Source organism: Actinomadura spongiicola, assembly GCF_003432485.1.
Lineage (GTDB): Bacteria > Actinomycetota > Actinomycetes > Streptosporangiales > Streptosporangiaceae > Spirillospora > Spirillospora spongiicola.
Map to the genome: position 1 here is coordinate 525610 of NZ_QVNQ01000004.1, position 18936 is coordinate 544545.

The following is an 18936-nucleotide window of genomic DNA, read 5'->3' on the forward strand; positions in this document are numbered from 1 at the left end:
AATGGACGCCATGGCCAGGGGGCGACTCCGCATCTACCTGGGCGCCGCCCCGGGCGTGGGGAAGACCTACGCCATGCTGGCGGAGGGGCGGCGCCGGTCGGAACGCGGCACCGACGTGGTCGTCGGTCTCGTCGAGACGCACGGCAGGCCCCGCACCGCCGCCCTCCTCGACGGCATGGAGGTCCTGCCCCGCGCGACGCTGACGCACCGCGGCGCCGAGTTCACCGAACTCGACGTGCCCGCCGTGCTGCGCCGCGCCCCCGACGTGGTGCTGGTGGACGAGCTCGCGCACACCAACGCCCCCGGCAGCAGGCACGGCAAGCGCTGGCGGGACGTCGCGGACATCCTCGACGCGGGCATCGACGTCATCTCGACCGTGAACGTCCAGCATCTGGAGTCCGTCAACGATGTCGTAGAGAAGATCACAGGCGTGCCGCAGCGCGAGACCGTCCCGGACGAGGTCGTCCGCGGCGCCGGGCAGGTCGAGCTGGTCGACATGGCGCCGGAAGCGCTGCGCCGTCGCATGGCGCACGGCAACGTCTACCCGCCCGAGCGGGTCGACGCCGCGCTCTCCAACTACTTCCGCGTCGGGAACCTCACGGCGCTGCGGGAGCTGGCACTGCTGTGGCTCGCGGGCAAGGTCGACGAGCAGCTCGACCGGTACCGCGCCGACCATGGCATCGGCGGCACGTGGGAGGCGCGGGAACGGATCGTCGTCGCGCTCACCGGCGGGCCCGAGGGCGAGACGCTGCTGCGTCGTGCCACCCGGATCGCCGCCCGGTCCAGAGGCGCCGACCTGCTCGCCGTGCACGTGACACGTGGCGACGCGCTGCGCGGCACCGGCGGCGGGACACAGGCCCGCGACCTGGCCCGGCAGCGGGAGATTGTGGAGGGGCTCGGCGGCACCTTCCACCAGGTCGTCGGCGACGACATCCCCCGCGCCCTCCTCGACTTCGCCCGCGGCGTCAACGCGACCCAGCTCGTCCTCGGCGTGTCCCGGCGGGGCAGGCTCGCGCAGCTCCTGCGGCCCGGGATCGGCGTGACCACGACCGCGCTGTCGGGGACGATCGACGTCCACATGGTCACGCACGACCAGGCTCGGGGTCGCATCGGCGGGCCGGGGCGCGATCGGGGCCTGTCCGCGGGGCGGCGTGTCGCCGGTTTCGCGGTCGCCGCGGGCGGGCTGCCGCTGCTGACGTTCGGGCTGACGCAGGCGCGGCCGACGCTGTCGCTGCCGTCCGACATCCTGTTCTACCTCGCGGCGGTCGTCGGGGTCGCGCTGATCGGCGGGATGTGGCCCGCGCTGTTCACGGCGGTGGCCGGGTTCCTGCTGCTCAACTGGTACTTCACGCCGCCGCTGCACCGCTTCGCCGTCGCCGGGCAGGAGAACCTCATCGCGCTCGCGGTGTTCGTGCTGGTCGCCGTCGGCGTCAGCGCGGTCGTCGACGGTGCGGCGCGGCGGTCGCGGGAGGCCGCCAGGCTCGGCGGCGAGGCCGGTCTGCTGTCCACGCTCGCCGGGAACGTCCTACGCGGTGAGCGGGCCCTGGACACCCTGCTCGAACGGATGCGGGAAACATTCGGCCTGACGTCCGTCACCCTGCTGGAGCGGGCCGGTTCGGAGAGCGGAGCGCCCGCCGACTGGCGGATCGTCGCGGCCGTCGGCGGTCGTCCCTGCACCGCGCCGAGCGAGGGCGACGGCGAGATCCCGGCCGGGGACGGCCTGACCCTCGCGATCCGCGGCCGTCCGCTCCGGGCCGGCGACCGGCGCGTGCTTGAGGCGTTCGCCGTCCAGGCCGCGGGCGCCCTCCGGCAGCAGCGGCTGGAGGCGGAGGCGGAACGGGCCCGGCCGTTGGAGGCGGCCGACCGGATGCGCACCGCCCTCCTCAACGCCGTCAGCCACGACCTGCGCACGCCGCTGGCCTCGGCGAAGGCCGCCGTGGACAGCCTTGCCACCACGTCGGTCGCGTGGACGCCGGACGAGCGTGCCGAACTGCTCGACACCGCCCGCCAGTCCCTCGACCGGCTCGACCGGCTCGTCGCCAACCTGCTCGACATGAGCCGCCTTCAGGCGGGCGTCCTCGGCATCGCCGCGCAGCCGCTCGCCCTGGACGAGATCATGCCGCGCGCCCTCGACGACGCCGGAGCGGCCGGCGGCGAGGTGACCGTCCGGCTCGATCCGGCGCTGCCGGAGGTGACGGCCGACCCGGCCCTGTTGGAACGCGTCCTGGTCAACCTGATCGCGAACGCGCTGCGGCACAGCCCGCCCGGCACGCCGGTGCTCGTCACCGCGGGCGCCATCCAGGACCGGCTCGAGCTGCGGATCGCCGACCGCGGCCCCGGCGTCCGGCCCGGCGACCGGCAGCGGATCTTCTTGCCGTTCCAGCGGCTCGGCGACGGCGACAACCACAGCGGCGTCGGGCTCGGCCTGGCGCTCGCCCGCGGGCTCACCGAGGCGATGGGCGGCGAGCTCGTGCCGGAGGACACCCCCGGCGGCGGCCTCACGATGATCGTCGCGCTGCCCGTCCACGGAAGGGAGGCGATGGCGCCATGACGAGGGTCCTGGTCGTCGACGACGAACCGCAGCTTCTGCGCGCCCTGCGCATCAACCTGCGCGCCCGCGACTACGACGTGGAGGTCGCCGCCGACGGGACCACGGCGCTGCGCCGGGCCGGGGCCGCACCGCCCGACCTGGTCGTTCTGGACCTGGGGCTGCCCGACATCCCCGGCGTGGACGTCATCCACGGCCTGCGCGGCTGGACACGGGTCCCCATCATCGTCCTGTCCGGGCGGGCGGGCAGCCAGGACAAGGTGGAGGCGCTGGAGGCGGGCGCCGACGACTACGTCACCAAACCGTTCGACATCGAGGAACTCGTCGCCCGCATCCGCGCGGTGACCCGCCGCGTGTCCGTGGTGGACGAGGTCCGGCGGGTGGACGTCGGGGAGCACACCGTCGACCTGGTCGACAAGAGGGTAGGCGGCGGCGTGCACCTGACCCCCACCGAATGGCGCCTGCTGGAGGAGCTGCTCCGCAACCCCGGCAAGCTCATCAGCCAGCAGCACCTCCTCACGACCGTCTGGGGGCCTTCCTACCGGCGCGAGACGCACTATCTGCGGCAGTACATGGCGCAGCTCCGCCGCAAGCTCGAATCCGATCCCGCGCACCCACGGCACCTCCTCACCGAGCCCGGCATGGGGTACCGCTTCCAGCCCTGATTTCCAGGCCTGATCTCCGGGAGGCGGGAAGGAATCCGCCTGGGAGGTGGGAGCGTGAACAGGAAACTCAGTACGTGCGCGGTGGTCGCGGCGGGGGCGCTGGTCCTCGCGGGATGCAGCGGCGGCGACGAGAACGCCGGGGGTTCGACGCAGGCGCGGACGTCCGCTCCGGTGAGCGGTTCGGCGGCGGATCTTCAGCGGCAGTACGAGAGGGTCGTGGACGTCGTGTTGCCGTCGGTCGTGAAGATCCAGACCGACCAGGGGGAGGGGTCGGGGGTCGTCTACGACGCCCAGGGCCATGTCGTCACCAACGCGCACGTGGTCGCCGGTGCGAACCGGATCCAGGTGGCGTCCTCCAGCGGCGGCTCGCCGTGGAACGCCGACCTGGTGGGCGCGTTCGCGGCGGACGACCTGGCCGTGGTCAAGGTGGACGGCGCCTCCCTGAAGCCCGCGTCGTGGGGTGACTCCGGCAAGGCCGAGGTGGGGCAGATCGTCCTGGCGATGGGCAATCCGCTGGGCCTCGCCGGGAGCGTGACGAACGGGATCGTCTCCGCGCTGCACCGGACGGTGTCGTCGCAGGGTGAGGGCGAGTTCCAGGGGTCGACGATCGCCGACGCCATCCAGACGAGCGCGGCGATCAACCCGGGCAACAGCGGCGGCGCCCTGGTCACGCTGAACGGCCAGGTCATCGGCGTGCCCACCGCGACCGCCTCGGACCCGTCGATCGGCGGCCCGGCGGCGGGCATCGGCTTCGCGACGCCGAGCAACACGGTCAAGCGGATCGTGCCGCAGCTCATCGCGTCGGGGCGGGTGTCGGACTCGGGGCGGGCGGCGCTGGGCGTGGTGGTCCGCACGATCGTCGACTCGCAGGGCGGTCAGCGGTCCGCGGTCGCGGTCGTGGAGGTCCAGCGGGGCGGCGGCGCGGCGAAGGCGGGCATCGAGGAGGGCGACCTGATCCTGTCGGTGAACGGAACGCCCACGCCTGATCAGTCGGCGCTGTCGTCTGTGCTCGCGACCCTCAGACCCGGCAACACGGTGCAGGTCGAGATCCAGAAGCCGGACGGGACGAAACGCCGGGTCCAGGTCACGCTCAGCGAACTTCCCGGAGGCCCCTGACCCACCTGTACGCGGTCGCCTGTACAGGGGTACAGTGTACATCTGTACAGCTCGCTGAACTGATGTACAGGCGGTGAACGGCATGTCGGGCGGGGAACGGGCCGAGGATCTGACCGCGAAGGCCCGGATCAGGGACGCCGCGCTTCTGGAGTTCGCCGAACACGGGGTGAAGGGCGCGACGATCCGGGGCATCGCGAAGGCCGCCGGTGTCTCTCCCGCGCTGGTGCAGCACCACTACGGCACCAAGGAGGCGCTCCGCGAGGCGTGCGACCGGTACACCATCGAGTCCATCCGCCGGGTCAAGGACGACGCGCTGCGCGGCGGAATGGCCAGCCCCGGCTTCATGGCGATCGCCGTGCGGACGGCCCTGCCCATCCAGCGCTACCTCACCCGCGCGATGACCGACGGTTCGGACGCCGCGGCCGTGCTGTTCGACGAGATGGTCGTCTACAGCGAGGAGGTCCTGGAGACCGGCAGGCCCGGGGTGTCCCGCCCCACCACCGACGACGTGCACGCCTACGCGACCGTCATGACCGGGATGAGTCTCGGCCTGTACGTCCTGCACCACCACATGTCCAGGGCACTGGGCGTCGACGTCCTGACCAGCGAGGGCTACGCCCGGATGGCGCTGGCGATGATCGACGTCTACGACGACCGGCTGATGGCGCCGGAGCTGGTCGCCCAGGCGCGGGCCGGTCTGAAACAGATGCTCGCCGCGGGCGGGCAACCCCCGAACGAGGAGAAGCGGTGACCGAGAACACGCCCCCCATCGAGATCTCCGGCCTGGTCAAGACCTTCGGCCGGACCCGCGCGCTGGACGGCCTCGACCTGACCGTCCGGCGTGGAGAGGTGCACGGCTTCCTGGGCCCGAACGGCGCGGGAAAGTCGACCACCATCAGAATCCTGCTCGGCCTGCTGCGCGCGGACGCGGGCACGGCCCGGCTTCTCGGCGGCGACCCCTGGCGGGACGCGACGGACCTGCACCGCCGCCTCGCCTACGTCCCCGGCGACGTCACGCTGTGGCCGAACCTGACCGGCGGCGAGGTCATCGACCTGCTCGGCCGGATGCGCGGCGGGACGAACCCGCGCCGCAGGGCCGAGCTGCTCGACCTGTTCGAGCTGGACCCGCGCAAGAAGGGCCGCGCCTACTCCAAGGGCAACCGGCAGAAGGTCGGGCTCATCGCGGCGCTGGCGTCCGACGCCGAACTGCTGCTGCTGGACGAGCCGACCTCCGGCCTGGACCCGCTCATGGAGGAGGTGTTCCAGGACTGCGTCCGCGAGGAACGGCAGAACGGGCGGACGGTCCTGCTGTCCAGCCACATCCTGTCCGAGGTCGAGGCGCTGTGCGACCGGGTGACGATCATCCGGAACGGCGTCGCGGTGGAGTCCGGCACCCTGGACGAGCTGCGACACCTGACCCGGACCTCCATCCACGCCGAACTCGCGGCCCCGCCGGACGGCCTCCCGCTGCCCGGCGCCCACGACGTCCACATCGACGGCACCACCATCAGGTTCGAGGTGGACACCCCCCGGCTCGACGAGGTCCTCAAGCAGCTCACCGAGGTCGGCGTGCGAAGCCTGACGAGCCGTCCGCCGACGCTGGAGGAACTGTTCCTGCGGCACTACCAGGACGAACTTCAGGAGGTCTCCCGATGAGGGGCCTGGTCGGGACCGGGGGGCTGGCCCGGCTGATCCTGCGCCGCGACCGGTACCTGCTGCCCCTCTGGGTGATCCTGTTCGCCGTCGTCCCGATGGGGTTCGTCGGCGCCACCGACGGCCTCTACCCGGAGGCGGCCGACCGGCTGGAATACGCGCGGACGACCGGGACGAACCCGACGTTCCTCGCACTGTACGGGCCCCTGTACGACACGAGCCTCGGCGCCATCATCGCGCAGCGCTCCGGCTTCATCCCCGTCGTGGTCGCGATCATCAGCGCGCTGACGGTCGTCCGGCACACCCGGACCGAGGAGGAGGCGGGCCGCCGCGAGCTGCTCGGCGCCACGGTGACGGGCCGCGGCGCCGGCCTGGCCGCCGCGCTTCTGGTGACGATGACCGCGAATCTCGTGCTCGCCGCGCTGCTCGCCGCCGGGCTGACCGCGCAGGGCCTCCCGCTCGCCGGGTCGCTGGCCCTCGGCCTGCAACTGGCCGCCGCCGGATGCCTCTTCGCGGCGGTCGCGGGCGTCACCGCCCAGCTCGGCGAGGGCCCGGGCGCCGCCCGGGGGATCGCCATCGCCGCCGTCGGCGTCGCGTTCGCGGTCAGGATGGCCGCCGATGTCGGCGGGGCGGGCAACGCGCTGTCGTGGCTCGGCTGGCTGTCGCCGTTCGGCTGGACCAACCGGGTGCGCGCCTTCGGCGACGAGCGCTGGTGGACGTTGGCGCTGGTGGTGGCGCTCGTCGCCGTCCTGGTGACCGCCGCCGGGGCCCTGTCGGCCCGCCGGGACGTCGGCGCCGGAATCCTGCCGCCACGGCTCGGGGCGCCCGCGGCCCCGGGATGGCTGTCGGGGACGTTCGGCCTCGGCTGGCGGTTGCAGAGCCGTCCCCTGTACGGGTGGCTCGCCGGGTTCGCCGCGCTCGGCGTCGTCTACGGCGCCCTCGCGGGCGGCGTCGAGGACATGGTGGCCGACAACCCCGAGCTCAAGGAGATCTTCACGAAGATGGGTGCCGAGCGTAGCTCGTCGATTGAAGGTGGTGGGCGGGGGCTGGAGGACGGTGGCCAGTCGGCGATCATCGACGCCTACTTCGCGTCGGTGATGAGCACGGTCGGCCTGATCGTCGCGGCCTACGCGGTGTCGGCGGCGCTACGGCTGCGCACCGAGGAGGCCGGTCAGCGCGCCGAGCCGCTGCTCGCCACGGCGACCGGACGGCTGCGGTGGGCGTCCAGCCACGGGGTGTTCGCCGCGCTCGGATCCGCGGCCGCGCTGGCCGTCACCGGCGCCGCCGCCGGGCTGACGCACGGCCTGAACACCGGCGACGTCGGCGGAGAGCTGCCCCGCGTGTTCGGCGCGGCGATGGCGCAACTGCCCGCGGTGTGGCTGGTCGGGGCGATCGCGCTCGCGCTGTTCGGGCTGACGCCCCGGTTCACCGCGGGCGGCGCGTGGGCGGCGGTCGGCCTGTTCGCGCTGATCACGATGTTCGGGCCGAGCCTCGACCTGGCCCCCTGGGCGCTGGACGTCTCGCCGTTCACCCACGTCCCGAAGATCGGGCAGGACTTCGCCGTCCTGCCGCTGCTGTGGCTCGCCGCCATCGCCGCCGCGCTCGCGGCCGTCGGCATGGTGGGCTTCCGGCGCAGAGACCTGTCCGCGCACTGACCGGTCCGTAGGATGGGCCGGTGAACACCGCCAAGCCCTTGGCCGTCTGCGTCTTCTGCTCCTCCAGCGGGACGATCGACCGCCGGTACGTCGACCTCGCGGCCGAGGCCGGAGCCGAACTCGCCCGGCGCGGGCACAGCCTGGTCAGCGGCGGCGCCAAGGTGTCGTGCATGGGCGCCGTCGCCCGCGCCGCGCGGGCGGGCGGCGCCCGCACCGTCGGCGTCATCCCCGAGGCCCTCGTCAGCGTGGAGATCGCCGACGAGGACAGCGACGAGCTGGTCGTCACCGGTGACATGCGGGAACGCAAGGGCGAGATGGACCGCCGCAGCGACGCGTTCCTCATCCTGCCCGGCGGCATCGGCACCCTGGAGGAGCTGTTCGAGGTGTGGACGGCCCGGGTCCTCGCGATGCACCGCAAACCCATCGTGATCCTCGATCCGACCGGCGTCTACGAACCGCTGCGGGAGCTCATGCGGGGCCTCACCGACCAGGGCTTCGCCCGGGCGGGGATCTGGGACGCCATCGGCTGGTCGGCGTCCGTCCCGGAGGCGTTCGACCTGCTGGAACGCTCCCAGCCCCGCATCGGCTTCTCCCCGGAGGACTACGCCGAGGCGGAGCTGTGAGCGGCCCGTTCAGTGCTTGCGGCCGGGCATGTTCTCGTACATCTCGGTGAGCTTCTGCCGGAAGCCGCGGGCGGCGATGCCGAGCTTCTGCGGGTCCCTGAGGGTCGCCTTGAGGGACTTCTTGGCCTGGTCCGACATGATGTGCGGCGGGATCGGGGCGATCTCACTGTCCACCACGAACTCCAGCACGACCGGACGGTCGCTGGACAGGGCCTCCTGCCAGGCCGCGGTGACCCGCTCCGGCTCGTCGCAGTAGACGCCCCTCAGCCCGCACATCTCAGCGAACTCGGCGTACGGGAAGTCGGGGATCGACTGCGAGCCCTCGTACTTCGGGTCGCCGCCCATCGCGCGCTGCTCCCAGGTGACCTGGTTGAGGTCCTGGTTGTTGAACACGCAGAAGATCAGCGGCGGGCCGCCCGCCATGCGTTCGGCGTACCGCTTCACGGTGAGCATCTCGTTCATGCCGTTCATCTGGAACGCGCCGTCGCCGACGAAGCAGATCACCGGACGGTCCGGGTAGGCGAACCGCGCGGCGATCGCGTACGGGACGCCGGGTCCCATGGTGGCGAGCGTCCCGGACAGCGACGCCCGCATACCGTCGCGGAGCCTGAGGTGGCGGGCCCACCAGTTGGTGGCCGACCCGGAGTCGGCGGTGAGGATGGCGCCGTCCGGAAGCAGCGGCGACAGCTCGTGCGCCACGGCCTGCGGGTTGATCTTTCCGTCGAAGCTCTGCCCGGCGCGCTTCTCCAGCACGCTGTTCCAGGCGCGGACGTTCTCCTCGATCTCCTCCCGCCAGGACCGGTCCTCCTTGCGCCGCAACATCGGGAGCAGTTCCCTGAGGGTCTCCTTGGCGTCGCCGACGACATGGGCGTCCATCGGATACCGGATGCCGATCATGCGTCCGTCGATGTCGATCTCGACGCCGCGGCAGCTGCCCTCGTCCGGAAGCCACTCGGCGTACGGGAAGCTGGTGCCGATCATGAACAGGGTGTCGCAGTTCATGATCATCTCATCGCTGGCCTTCGAACCGAGCAGCCCGATCGGGCCGGTCACGAACGGCAGCGTGTCGGGCACGACCTCCCGTCCGAGCAGGGCCTTGGCGATGCCCGCGCCGAGCAGGTCCGCCGCCTCGACCAGTTCGGTCCGCGCGTTCGCCGCGCCCTGCCCGACGAGCATCGCGACCCGCTGCCCCTCGTTGAGGATGTCGGCGGCCTTGCGCAGCTCCTCCGGGTTCGGCAGGACGCGCGGGCGGCTCCAGCCCACGCTGGAGTACACCGCGCCGTGCTCCTTCGGCGGCGACGGCTCCGCGGCCGCCTCCTGGACGTCCTCCGGAATGATGATGGTCGCGACGCCGCGGGCGGTCAGCGCCGTCTTGAACGCCCGGTCGATGACATGCCGGACCTGACCGGGGTGCAAGCAGATCTGGCAGTACTCGGACACGTCGGAGAACAGGTTCTCCAGCGCGACCTCCTGCTGGTAGTGGGCGCCCTGCGCGAGCCGCTTCTGCTGCCCGATGATCGCGACCACGGGCTGGTGGTCGAGCTTCGCGTCGTACAGGCCGTTCAGCAGATGGATCGCGCCCGGCCCGGACGTCGCCACGCAGCAGCCCACCTCGCCGGTGAACTTGGCGTGCCCGACGGCCATGAACGCGGCCATCTCCTCGTGCCGTGTCTGGATGAACTCCGGCTTCCCCTCCGCCCGGTCGAACGCGCCGAGCATCCCGTTGATGCCGTCCCCGGGATAGCCGAAGACCCGCTCCACGCCCCACTCGGTCAGCCGCCGAAGGACGTAGTCGGCCACTTGTGGTGCCATCGCTGCCTCCTCGGTCGTAGGTCGTCCCCTGCCCGTGCCGGGAGACGTGTAACGCGGGCGCTCGGATACCGTCGAGACGAGCGCGCCCGATTCGCCACCACTCGAAGGAGACGAATGAACGTCGACGTGCCCGCCTCCCGGAAGCTCGCCGAGATCGCCGAACTCGCGGCCCGCGCCCCCGGCGGGCGGTTGCGCGCGGCGTTCCGCTCCCGCCCCAAGGTCGATGAGAAGAAGGACCGCCACGACCCGGTCACCGAGCACGACCGCGCGGCGGAGGAGACGATCCGGAGCGTGCTCGCCGAGCACTCCCCGGGCAGCGTCGTCGTCGGTGAGGAGGGCGGGACGCGCGGCGGCCCGGCCGACTCCGACGACGGGATCCGCTGGTACGTGGACCCCATCGACGGAACCGCGAACTTCGCGGTCGGCCTGCCGTTCTTCTGCGTGTCGGTCGCCGCCGTCGCGGGCGGCGAACTGGTCGCGGGCGCCGTGTACGACCCGGTCCGCGAGGACATGTTCCTCGCGTCGCTGGACGGCGCCACCTGCAACGGCGAGCCGCTCAACAGCCGGGGCGCGACCCGGGACGCGACGGCCGTGGTCGCCACGTCCTACCCCAGCGCCCGTGACCTGCGCGTCGGCGACCGGGACGAGGTGCTGCGGCGGTACGGCCTGATGACCGACGCGTTCGCCCACGTCCGCAAGCCGGGCAGCGCCGCGCTCACCCTCGCGCACGTCGCGGCGGGCTGGACGGACGTCGCCTACGACGCGTCCATCAACGCCTGGGACGTCGCGGCCGCGCTGCTGCTGGTCCGGCAGGCGGGCGGAACGTACCTGCCCCTCGGCGGACGGCCAGGCGGCGACGACTGGGACGCCCCCGGCTATCTGGCGTCCGTCGGTGGGTTCGACCTGGCCGGTTCGGTCATGATCGAGGTCGCGGACCTTCGCGGCGACGAGGCGGGGGCGACCACCCTTCGATGAGGGAGGAGGCGAGTCGGTGATCAAGGACCGGATGGCGGGCGCGCCGATCTCGTGGGGGGTGTGCGAGGTGCCCGGCTGGGGGCATCAGCTGGCCCCCGGGCGGGTGCTCGCGGAGATGCGCGACCTCGGGCTGGCCGCCACGGAGTTCGGCCCGGACGGCTTCCTGCCCCGGCACGCCGCCGGGCGCGCAGCCGTGCTGGACGAGTACGGGCTCCGTCCGGTCGGCGGGTTCGCGCCGCTCGTGCTGCACGATCCGGGGTGCGACCCGCTTCCCGAGGCGCGGAGAGTTCTGTCCGGATTTGCCATGGAACGTGGCAATAGCCCGTTGACGCTGGTGTTGGCCGCCGTGCACGGCCGCGACGGCTACGACGGGCGCCCACCCCTCGACGCCGGGGGCTGGACGGCGCTGCTCACCAACCTCGACCGGATCGCCGCGCTCGCCGCCGAGTCCGGCGTCCGGGCGGTGCTGCACCCCCACGTCGGCACGATGGTGGAGACGTCGGCCGAGGTGGAGCGCGTCCTCGACGGCTCCGCGATCCCGCTGTGCCTGGACACCGGCCACCTGCTCATCGGCGGCGTCGACCCCGTCGAGCTGGCCGTGCGCGCCTCCGCGCGGATCGCGCACGTCCACCTCAAGGACGTGGACGCCGCGCTCGCCGACGACGTCCACACGGGCCGGACGACCTACACCGACGCCGTCCGCACCGGTGTCTACCGGCCGCTCGGCGCGGGCGACATCGACATTCCCGGCATCATCGGCTCCCTGGAGGACGCCGGTTACGACGGTTGGTACGTCCTGGAGCAGGACACCGTCATCGACCACGAACCCGCCCCTGGAGCAGGCCCGCTGACGGACGTGCGCTCCTGCGTCGACTACCTCGCCGGGATCGCCTCATGACCGGCGGCGCGGAGCCCTTCGACGTCATCACCATGGGCCGTGTCGGCGTCGACCTGTATCCGCTCCAGTCCGGCGTCCGGCTGGACGAGGTGGAGACGTTCGGCAAGTTCCTCGGCGGCAGCCCCACCAACGTCGCGGTCGCCGCCGCCCGGCACGGCCGCCGCGCCGCCGTGATCACCCGCACCGGCGCCGACCCGTTCGGCCGGTTCGTCCGCCGCGCGCTCGCCGAGTACGAGGTGGACGCCCGGTTCGTCGCCGACGTCCCCGACCTCCCGACCCCGGTGACGTTCTGCGAGCTGTTCCCGCCGGACGACTTCCCGCTGTACTTCTACCGCCACCCCAAGGCCCCCGACCTGGAGATCAGGGCGGAGGAGCTGGACCGGCCCGCGATCGAGACGGCCCGCGTGCTGTGGACGACGATGACCGGGCTGTGCGCCGAGCCGTCCAGGAGCGCGACGCTCGCCGCGCTGTCCTGGCGGCACCGCGCCGACGTCACCGTCGTCGACCTCGACCACCGGCCCATGTTCTGGGAGTCGGCGGCGGAGGCGCGGCGCGCGGCGGGCGAGGCGCTCGAACACGCCACGGTCGCGGTCGGGAACACCACCGAATGCGAGGTCGCGGTCGGTGAGAGCGACCCGCTGCGGGCCGCGCGGGCGCTCCTCGACCGGGGCGTCCGGCTCGCCGTCGTCAAACGCGGCCCGGACGGGGTCCTCGCCGTCGACTCCGGCGGCGAGACGGTGGAGTCGCCGCCCGTCCCGGTGAAGGTCGTCAACGGGCTCGGCGCGGGCGACGCGTTCGGCGGGGCCCTGTGCCACGGCCTGCTGTCCGGCTGGGACCTGCCGCGTGTCATGGGGTTCGCGAACGCGGCGGGCGCGATCGTCGCGTCCCGTCTCGCGTGCGCGGCGGCCATGCCGGACGGCGACGAGGTCGAGGCGCTGATGGGCGAGACCGCTCCCTGACCAGTGGAGGTCCTGTGAACAAGGAACTGCATCTGCCCGCGGGGACCGCCGCCGAGGGCCCGTACGAGCTGGTCGTGACGCCCGAGTCGGCCGGATGGGGGTACGCGGCGCTCCGCGTCCTGGAGTTGCCGGACGGCGGCGCGCACGAGTTCGACACGGGCGGGTTCGAGACGATCGTGCTGCCCCTGTCCGGGTCGTGTGCGGTCGAATGCGACGGGACGACCTTCGAGCTCGAAGGCCGGGACGGCGTCTTCAGCCGGGTCAGCGACTTCGCGTACGTCCCGCGTGACGCGCGGGTCACCGTCCGGGGCACGGGCCGGTTCGCGCTGGCCGGGGCCCGCTGCGAGACGCGCCTGGAACCGCGCCACGGCCCGGCCGGGGACGTTCCCGTGGAGCTGCGCGGCGCCGGGTCGGCGAGCCGCCAGGTCAACAACTTCGGCACGCCCGAGGCGTTCCCCTTCGCCGAGAAGCTGATCGCGTGCGAGGTGCTGACGCCGGGCGGCTGCTGGTCGTCGTTCCCGCCGCACAAGCACGACGAGGACCGGCCCGGCGAGTCGGTGCTGGAGGAGATCTACTACTTCGAGGTGGCGGGCGAGACCGGGATGGGCTACCAGCGGGTCTACGGCGGGCCCGACGTGCTGGCGGAGGTCCGCACGGGCGACGTGGTGTTGGTTCCGAGCGGCTGGCACGGCCCGTCGATGGCGGTGCCCGGACATGACCTGTACTACCTGAACGTGATGGCGGGACCGGGCGCGGAGCGGGCCTGGCGGATCTGTGACGACCCGGCGCACGCCTGGATCCGCGGTACCTGGGAGGGGCGGGCGGTCGATCCGCGGCTGCCGCTGACCTCGTCGGAGGGACGAACATGAGGCTCACGGTCGGGCAGGCCGTCGTCCGTTTCCTCGCGGCGCAGCACAGCGAGCGGGACGGCCACGAACGCCGCTTCTTCGCGGGCTGCTTCGGCATCTTCGGGCACGGCAACGTCGCCGGAATCGGGCAAGCGCTGCTGGAGGACGACGACGTCCCGTACTACATGGCGCGTAACGAGCAGGCGATGGTGCACACCGCCGCCGGATACGCGCGGATGAACGACCGGACCGCCACGTTCGCCTGCACCTCGTCCATCGGGCCGGGCGCGACCAACATGGTGACCGGCGCGGCGCTGGCCACGATCAACCGGCTGCCCGTGCTGCTCCTGCCGGGCGACATCTTCGCGACCCGCGTCGCCAATCCGGTGTTGCAGGAGTTGGAGGACGCCCGTTCCTACGACGTTTCGGTCAACGACTGCTTCAAGCCCGTCTCGAAGTACTGGGACCGCATCAACCGGCCCGAGCAGCTGCCGGACGCGCTGCTCGCCGCGATGCGGGTGCTGACCGACCCGGCCGAGACCGGCGCGGTCACCCTCGCCCTCCCGCAGGACGTGCAGGCCGAGGCGTACGACTGGCCGGAGGAGCTGTTCGCCCGCCGGGTGTGGCGGATCCCGCGTCCGGTGCCGGAACCCGCCGCGCTGGAGGAGGCGTCCGCCGTCCTGCTGGCGGCGCGACGCCCGCTGATCGTGGCGGGCGGCGGCGTCATCTACTCCGGTGCCACCGACGCGTTGAGGGCGTTCGCCGAGCGCACCGGCATCCCCGTCGCGGAGACGCAGGCCGGGAAGGGCGCCCTGCCCTGGGACCACGAGTGCGCGGTCGGCGCGGTCGGCGCCACCGGCACGACCGCCGCCAACGCGCTGGCCCGCCGCGCCGACGTCGTCGTCGGCGTCGGGACCCGGTACAGCGACTTCACGACCGCGTCCCGCAGCCTGTTCGCCGACCCGGACGTCCGGTTCGTGAACATCAACGTCGCCCGTCCCGACGCGGTGAAGCTCGGCGGGACGGCCGTCGTCGCCGACGCCAGGGAGGCCCTCGGCGGGCTCGACAAGGCCCTCGGCGGCCACGCCGTCGCCCCCGCCTACCGGGACGAGACCAGGGCGCTGACGACCGAATGGAACACCGTCGTCGACGACGCGTGCCGACTCCGCGGCGGGCCGCCGACCCAGGCGGAGATCATCGGGATCGTCAACGAGCTGTCCGGGGCCCGGGACGTGGTGGTCTGCGCCGCCGGTTCCATGCCCGGCGACCTGCACAAACTGTGGCGAACCCGCGATCCGAAGGGCTACCACGTCGAGTACGGCTACTCGTGCATGGGCTACGAGATCGCGGGCGGGCTCGGCGTGAAGATGGCCGCGCCCGACCGCGAGGTGTTCGTCCTGGTCGGGGACGGTTCGTACCTGATGATGGCGCAGGAGTTGGTCACGGCCGTCGCCGAAGGGATCAAGCTGGTCGTCGTCCTCGTCCAGAACCACGGGTTCGCCTCGATCGGGAACCTGTCGGAATCGGTCGGCGCGGCCCGGTTCGGCACCCGGTACCGGGCCCGCACCGCCACCGGGCTCGACGGCGACACGCTCCCGGTCGACCTCGCCGCGAACGCCGCCAGCCTCGGCACCGACGTGCTCCGCGCGGGCGACGCCGACGGCTTCCGCGACGCGCTCCGCACGGCGATCGCCTCTTCCCGGACGACGGTCGTGCACGTCGAGACCGACCCGCACGCCCCTGCGCCGGACAGCGAAGCGTGGTGGGACGTCCCCGTCGCCGAGACGTCGGCGCGCGACGACACTTGGCGTGCCCGTGCCCGCTATGAAGCGGACAAGACCACACAGCGTCACCATCTCTGACATGTCCGAAACAAGATTGTCCTGGGGGTTCGCCACCCCGCCCGTGCCGGTTCACCGCCGGTTCAGGGGCGGCGACCAGGCTCCCGCGTGATCCCCTCACGTGAAGGAGTGCCCATGACCGTGACCCGTCGCGGAGTCGTCAAGGGCGGCGCGGCCGGCGCGCTGTCCATCGCCCTCGCCGGAAGCCTGGACGGAATCTTCCAGACCTCCGCGGGCGCCGACACCGGTGAGGCGTACGGCTACGGCCCGCTGATCCCCGACCCCAAGGGCGTCCTGGACCTGCCCAAGGGCTTCTCGTACAAGACGCTGTCGGTGGAGGGCGACCCCATCACCGACGGCGTCGTCGTCCCCGGCGCCCACGACGGCACCGCGACGTTCCCCGCGAACCGTCCCGGAAAGGACAACGGCAAGGCCAGTGGTCGGCGCGGCAACACCCTGCTGGTGCGCAACCACGAGCAGGGCAACGGCGGCACGCGCGCCGTCGCGCCGCCCGAGCTGACCTACGACCCGGCGGCCTACGGCGGCACCACCACCCTGGAGGTCGACCGCCACGGGAACCTGGTCTCGCAGTACGTCAGCCTCGCCGGGACGGCCGTGAACTGCGCGGGCGGCCGCACCCCGTGGGGGACCTGGCTGACCTGCGAGGAGACCGAGGGCATCGGCGGGGAGACCAAGAGCCACGGCTGGGTCTTCGAGGTCGACCCGTACGGCAGGGACACCAAGCCCGTTCCGCTGACCGGCCTCGGCCGGTTCTCGCACGAGGCCGTCGCCGTCGACCCGCACACCAACATCGCCTACCTGACCGAGGACGCGTCCAAGCCGTTCGGCCTGTTCTACCGGTTCCGTCCCCGCGAGCACCGCGGCGGCTACCACTCGTACCTGGCGGGCGGGCGGCTGGAGGCGCTGAACGTGCGGGACGTCCCCGACCTGTCGCTCGTCACCGAGCCCGGGACCCGGCTGCACGCCCGCTGGGTGGCCGTTCCCGACCCGACGGCGAAGCAGACGTCCATCCGCAAGCAGTTCGACAAGATCACCCGGAGTCAGAAGCTCGAAGGCGCCTGGTGGGGCCACGGCAAGGCGTACTTCGTGGCCAGCTTCGCCGAGAAGGGGGCCGGCTCCGCCGGGGACCACGCCGGACAGGTCTGGACGTACGACCCGCGCCGCAACGAGATCGAACTCCAGCTGATCTTCAAGCCGGGCGGCCGGTTCGACGGCCCGGACAACATCACCGTGTCCCCGTACGGCGGCGGCGTGATCCTCGCCGAGGACGGCGACGGCGAGCAGTACCTCGTCGGCACCACCCGCGACAACAAGCCGTTCGCGATGGCCCGCAACGCCCTCAACGGCAGCGAGTTCACCGGCGTCACGTTCTCACCGGACGGCAGGATCCTGTTCGCCAACCGGCAGTCCGACCCGGGCGCGACGTTCGCGATCACCGGCCCCTGGGACCGCCTGCGCGGCTAGTCGCCGTTCGAACCCGACCGCGGTCAGGCGAGATCGCGGTCAGGCGAGGCCGCGGCGGGCCAGCGCCGGCGGACGGACACCCTGGATGGACGCCACCATGTCCAGCACCTGGCGCACCCCGTCCGCCTGCGCCTCCGGCACGCGGAACAGCGTCACACCCAGCCACGCGTAGACGGACGCGGCGGCGAGCAGCCCCGGATCGGGCTCCCGCGCGTCCGTCTCCAGCGTGACGAGCACCGCCCTGCCTTCCGTCGTGAGCGCCTCCACCCGGCTCACCGGCGGCGCCGTGCCCGCGTCGACGACACCGTCCGGCACGGGCGCGTCCAGAGAAAGCACCCCACGCTGTTGCAACCCCATACCGCAAAGCGTGGCACGATCTGGGTTCGGGAATCGTCCTTCACAGGGGACGGACGAAGGCAGATCGGAGCGTGATCGTGGTCGTCGTGGTGCTCGTCCTGGCCGGCGTGGCCGTGCTGGGCGCCGTGGTCGTCCTCGCCATGGGCAGGGGTGGGGAACTGCTCGACACCCATCCCGACTTCCCGCGCCTCCCGCTCGGGACCGGCGAACGTCCCATCACGGCGCCGGACGTCCTGCGCATGCGGTTTCCGCGCACGCTCTGGGGCTACCAGCCGCAGACCATGGACGAGGCCCTGCGCCGCGTCGCCGACGCGCTGTCCGAGCGCGACGCCCGCGTGGCCGTCCTCGAACAGCAGCTCTACGACCTGCGGCACGGCGCGGGCTCGGTCGGCGCCCTCCACGGCCTGGACGACCCGGCCGGGAACGGCACCGGGCCCTCGCTCCGCAAGGACGAGGAGGACCGGTCGTGAGCCGCGTCGCCGTCCACGCGGAGGCGGTGTCCGCCGCGCCGCCCGACCGGCTCTTCGACGTCCTGACCGACTGGCCGAGGCACGCGGAGTGGATGCCGTTCACCAGCGCGGAGGGCGGCCGCGACGTCGGCGAGGAACTGCGGGCGTGGACGGGCGTCGGGCCCGTCGGGTTCCTCGACACCATGCTGATCACCGACTGGCGGCCGGGGAGCCGGGTCGCCGTCCGGCACACGGGCCGTGTGGTGCGCGGCGAGGCGTGGTTCAAGGTCGTCCCCGAGGGGGCCGGCAGCCGCGTCGTGTGGGCCGAGCGCGTCGACCTTCCGTTCGGGCCGCTCGGCCGCGCCGGATGGCTCGTCGCCGGCCCGGTCGTGAAGGCGTTCATGCGCCTCGGGCTGCGCCGCCTCGCCGCCCTGTCGGAGGCGTGAGGTAGAACGGGCGGGTGAGCACCGCGATTCCGGGTGAGGACGGCCTGACCCGCTGTCCCTGGGGCCTGTCGGCGCCCGACTACGTCGCCTACCACGACGACGAGTGGGGACGTCCCGTCCGCGACGACCTGGGCCTGTACGAGAAGCTCTGCCTGGAGGCGTTCCAGTCCGGGCTGTCGTGGCTGACGATCCTCCGCAAACGCGAGGCGTTCCGCGCCGCGTTCGCCGGATTCGACCCGGAGAAGGTCGCCGCGTTCGGCCCCGGCGACGTCGAGCGGCTGATGGGCGACGCCTCGATCGTCCGCAACCGCGCCAAGATCGAGGCGACGATCGCCAACGCCCGCGCCGCGCTCGACCTTCCGGGCGGCCTCGCCGAGACCGCCTGGCGCTACGCCGACCCCGACGCGCCGGTCCACGCCTCCATGGCCGAGATGCCCGCCTACACCGACGGCTCGACCGCCCTGGCCAAGGAGCTGAAGAAGCACGGTTTCCGCTTCGTCGGCCCCACCACCGCCTACGCCCTGATGCAGGCGTGCGGCCTCGTCGACGACCACCTCAAGGGCTGCTTCCGCCGCGGCGCCTACCGGTAGGCGCCGCGACGGACAC

18 protein-coding genes are annotated in these 18936 nt (G+C 72.7%); 16 read left to right on the forward strand and 2 right to left on the reverse strand.

The features are described 5' to 3' along the window. Window positions 1-10: 10 nt before the first annotated feature. The 7 genes from D0T12_RS15120 (at window position 11) to D0T12_RS15150 (ending at window position 8260) form a co-directional block, all read left to right on the forward strand. Window positions 11-2551 (forward strand): sensor histidine kinase, encoded by a 2541-nt coding sequence (locus D0T12_RS15120; protein ID WP_117400450.1) that lies wholly within the window; start codon window positions 11-13, stop codon window positions 2549-2551. Further along, window positions 2548-3213 carry a response regulator gene (locus D0T12_RS15125; protein ID WP_117400189.1) on the forward strand — a complete coding sequence of 222 codons (666 nt, stop codon included), beginning with the start codon at window positions 2548-2550 and terminating at the stop codon, window positions 3211-3213. The genes D0T12_RS15120 and D0T12_RS15125 overlap by 4 nt, the downstream gene beginning before the upstream one ends. Before the next feature lie 54 nt (window positions 3214-3267). Then, window positions 3268-4329 (forward strand): S1C family serine protease, encoded by a 1062-nt coding sequence (locus D0T12_RS15130; RefSeq protein WP_233526070.1) that lies wholly within the window; start codon window positions 3268-3270, stop codon window positions 4327-4329. 82 nt (window positions 4330-4411) lie between these two features. Next, complete coding sequence (locus D0T12_RS15135; protein ID WP_117400451.1) at window positions 4412-5080, forward strand: TetR/AcrR family transcriptional regulator; 669 nt, start codon at window positions 4412-4414, stop codon at window positions 5078-5080. Next, on the forward strand, window positions 5077-5985 hold the full coding sequence (locus tag D0T12_RS15140; protein ID WP_117400191.1) for an ABC transporter ATP-binding protein: 909 nt from the start codon (window positions 5077-5079) through the stop codon (window positions 5983-5985). Before D0T12_RS15135 ends, D0T12_RS15140 begins: the two co-directional genes overlap by 4 nt. Next, window positions 5982-7637, forward strand: coding sequence for an ABC transporter permease (locus D0T12_RS15145; RefSeq protein WP_117400192.1), 1656 nt, complete (start codon window positions 5982-5984; stop codon window positions 7635-7637). The genes D0T12_RS15140 and D0T12_RS15145 overlap by 4 nt, the downstream gene beginning before the upstream one ends. A gap of 20 nt (window positions 7638-7657) precedes the next feature. Continuing rightward, window positions 7658-8260: an LOG family protein gene (locus tag D0T12_RS15150; RefSeq protein ID WP_233526071.1), complete on the forward strand. Its 603-nt coding sequence runs from the start codon at window positions 7658-7660 to the stop codon at window positions 8258-8260. A 9-nt stretch (window positions 8261-8269) separates the two neighbouring features. Here the strand turns inward: D0T12_RS15150 and D0T12_RS15155 are convergent, their stop codons facing one another. Then, window positions 8270-10072 carry a thiamine pyrophosphate-requiring protein gene (locus tag D0T12_RS15155; RefSeq protein ID WP_117400193.1) on the reverse strand — a complete coding sequence of 601 codons (1803 nt, stop codon included), beginning with the start codon at window positions 10070-10072 and terminating at the stop codon, window positions 8270-8272. A 114-nt stretch (window positions 10073-10186) separates the two neighbouring features. On the opposite strand from D0T12_RS15155, the gene D0T12_RS15160 reads away from it, so the two are divergent. The 6 genes from D0T12_RS15160 (at window position 10187) to D0T12_RS15185 (ending at window position 17078) form a co-directional block, all read left to right on the forward strand. After that, complete coding sequence (locus tag D0T12_RS15160; protein WP_117400194.1) at window positions 10187-11047, forward strand: inositol monophosphatase family protein; 861 nt, start codon at window positions 10187-10189, stop codon at window positions 11045-11047. A gap of 16 nt (window positions 11048-11063) precedes the next feature. Next, window positions 11064-11945, forward strand: coding sequence for a TIM barrel protein (locus D0T12_RS15165; protein ID WP_233526072.1), 882 nt, complete (start codon window positions 11064-11066; stop codon window positions 11943-11945). Further along, window positions 11942-12904 (forward strand): 5-dehydro-2-deoxygluconokinase, encoded by a 963-nt coding sequence (iolC, locus tag D0T12_RS15170; protein WP_117400195.1) that lies wholly within the window; start codon window positions 11942-11944, stop codon window positions 12902-12904. The genes D0T12_RS15165 and iolC overlap by 4 nt, the downstream gene beginning before the upstream one ends. A gap of 14 nt (window positions 12905-12918) precedes the next feature. Continuing rightward, on the forward strand, window positions 12919-13773 hold the full coding sequence (gene iolB / locus D0T12_RS15175) for a 5-deoxy-glucuronate isomerase (protein ID WP_117400196.1): 855 nt from the start codon (window positions 12919-12921) through the stop codon (window positions 13771-13773). After that, window positions 13770-15614, forward strand: coding sequence for a 3D-(3,5/4)-trihydroxycyclohexane-1,2-dione acylhydrolase (decyclizing) (iolD, locus tag D0T12_RS15180; protein WP_117400197.1), 1845 nt, complete (start codon window positions 13770-13772; stop codon window positions 15612-15614). The genes iolB and iolD overlap by 4 nt, the downstream gene beginning before the upstream one ends. 114 nt (window positions 15615-15728) lie before the next feature. Beyond that, window positions 15729-17078, forward strand: a complete 1350-nt coding sequence (locus D0T12_RS15185; protein ID WP_117400198.1) for an alkaline phosphatase PhoX — start codon at window positions 15729-15731, stop codon at window positions 17076-17078. A 39-nt stretch (window positions 17079-17117) separates the two neighbouring features. Here the strand turns inward: D0T12_RS15185 and D0T12_RS15190 are convergent, their stop codons facing one another. Continuing rightward, a complete protein-coding gene (locus D0T12_RS15190; protein ID WP_117400199.1) occupies window positions 17118-17435 on the reverse strand; it encodes a hypothetical protein in 318 nt (105 codons plus the stop codon). A gap of 71 nt (window positions 17436-17506) precedes the next feature. Between D0T12_RS15190 and D0T12_RS15195 the strand changes: the two genes are divergently transcribed. From D0T12_RS15195 to D0T12_RS15205, 3 genes are read left to right on the forward strand one after another with little or no spacing between them, the layout of a single operon-like run. Continuing rightward, on the forward strand, window positions 17507-17905 hold the full coding sequence (locus D0T12_RS15195; protein ID WP_117400200.1) for a hypothetical protein: 399 nt from the start codon (window positions 17507-17509) through the stop codon (window positions 17903-17905). Continuing rightward, window positions 17902-18330 (forward strand): SRPBCC family protein, encoded by a 429-nt coding sequence (locus D0T12_RS15200; RefSeq protein WP_117400201.1) that lies wholly within the window; start codon window positions 17902-17904, stop codon window positions 18328-18330. The genes D0T12_RS15195 and D0T12_RS15200 overlap by 4 nt, the downstream gene beginning before the upstream one ends. A 14-nt stretch (window positions 18331-18344) precedes the next feature. Continuing rightward, window positions 18345-18920, forward strand: coding sequence for a DNA-3-methyladenine glycosylase I (locus D0T12_RS15205; RefSeq protein ID WP_117400202.1), 576 nt, complete (start codon window positions 18345-18347; stop codon window positions 18918-18920). Window positions 18921-18936 lie beyond the last annotated feature (16 nt).

What these genes read in the sequence shown, in the direction of transcription:
- D0T12_RS15120 (WP_117400450.1), top strand. Translation starts at nt 11, where the DNA reads ATGGCCAGGGGGCGACTCCGCATCTACCTGGGCGCCGCCCCGGGCGTG.
- D0T12_RS15125 (WP_117400189.1), top strand. Translation starts at nt 2,548, where the DNA reads ATGACGAGGGTCCTGGTCGTCGACGACGAACCGCAGCTTCTGCGCGCC.
- D0T12_RS15135 (WP_117400451.1), top strand. Translation starts at nt 4,412, where the DNA reads ATGTCGGGCGGGGAACGGGCCGAGGATCTGACCGCGAAGGCCCGGATC.
- D0T12_RS15145 (WP_117400192.1), top strand. Translation starts at nt 5,982, where the DNA reads ATGAGGGGCCTGGTCGGGACCGGGGGGCTGGCCCGGCTGATCCTGCGC.
- D0T12_RS15155 (WP_117400193.1), bottom strand. Translation starts at nt 10,072, where the DNA reads ATGGCACCACAAGTGGCCGACTACGTCCTTCGGCGGCTGACCGAGTGG.
- D0T12_RS15160 (WP_117400194.1), top strand. Translation starts at nt 10,187, where the DNA reads ATGAACGTCGACGTGCCCGCCTCCCGGAAGCTCGCCGAGATCGCCGAA.
- iolC (WP_117400195.1), top strand. Translation starts at nt 11,942, where the DNA reads ATGACCGGCGGCGCGGAGCCCTTCGACGTCATCACCATGGGCCGTGTC.
- iolD (WP_117400197.1), top strand. Translation starts at nt 13,770, where the DNA reads ATGAGGCTCACGGTCGGGCAGGCCGTCGTCCGTTTCCTCGCGGCGCAG.
- D0T12_RS15185 (WP_117400198.1), top strand. Translation starts at nt 15,729, where the DNA reads ATGACCGTGACCCGTCGCGGAGTCGTCAAGGGCGGCGCGGCCGGCGCG.
- D0T12_RS15190 (WP_117400199.1), bottom strand. Translation starts at nt 17,435, where the DNA reads ATGGGGTTGCAACAGCGTGGGGTGCTTTCTCTGGACGCGCCCGTGCCG.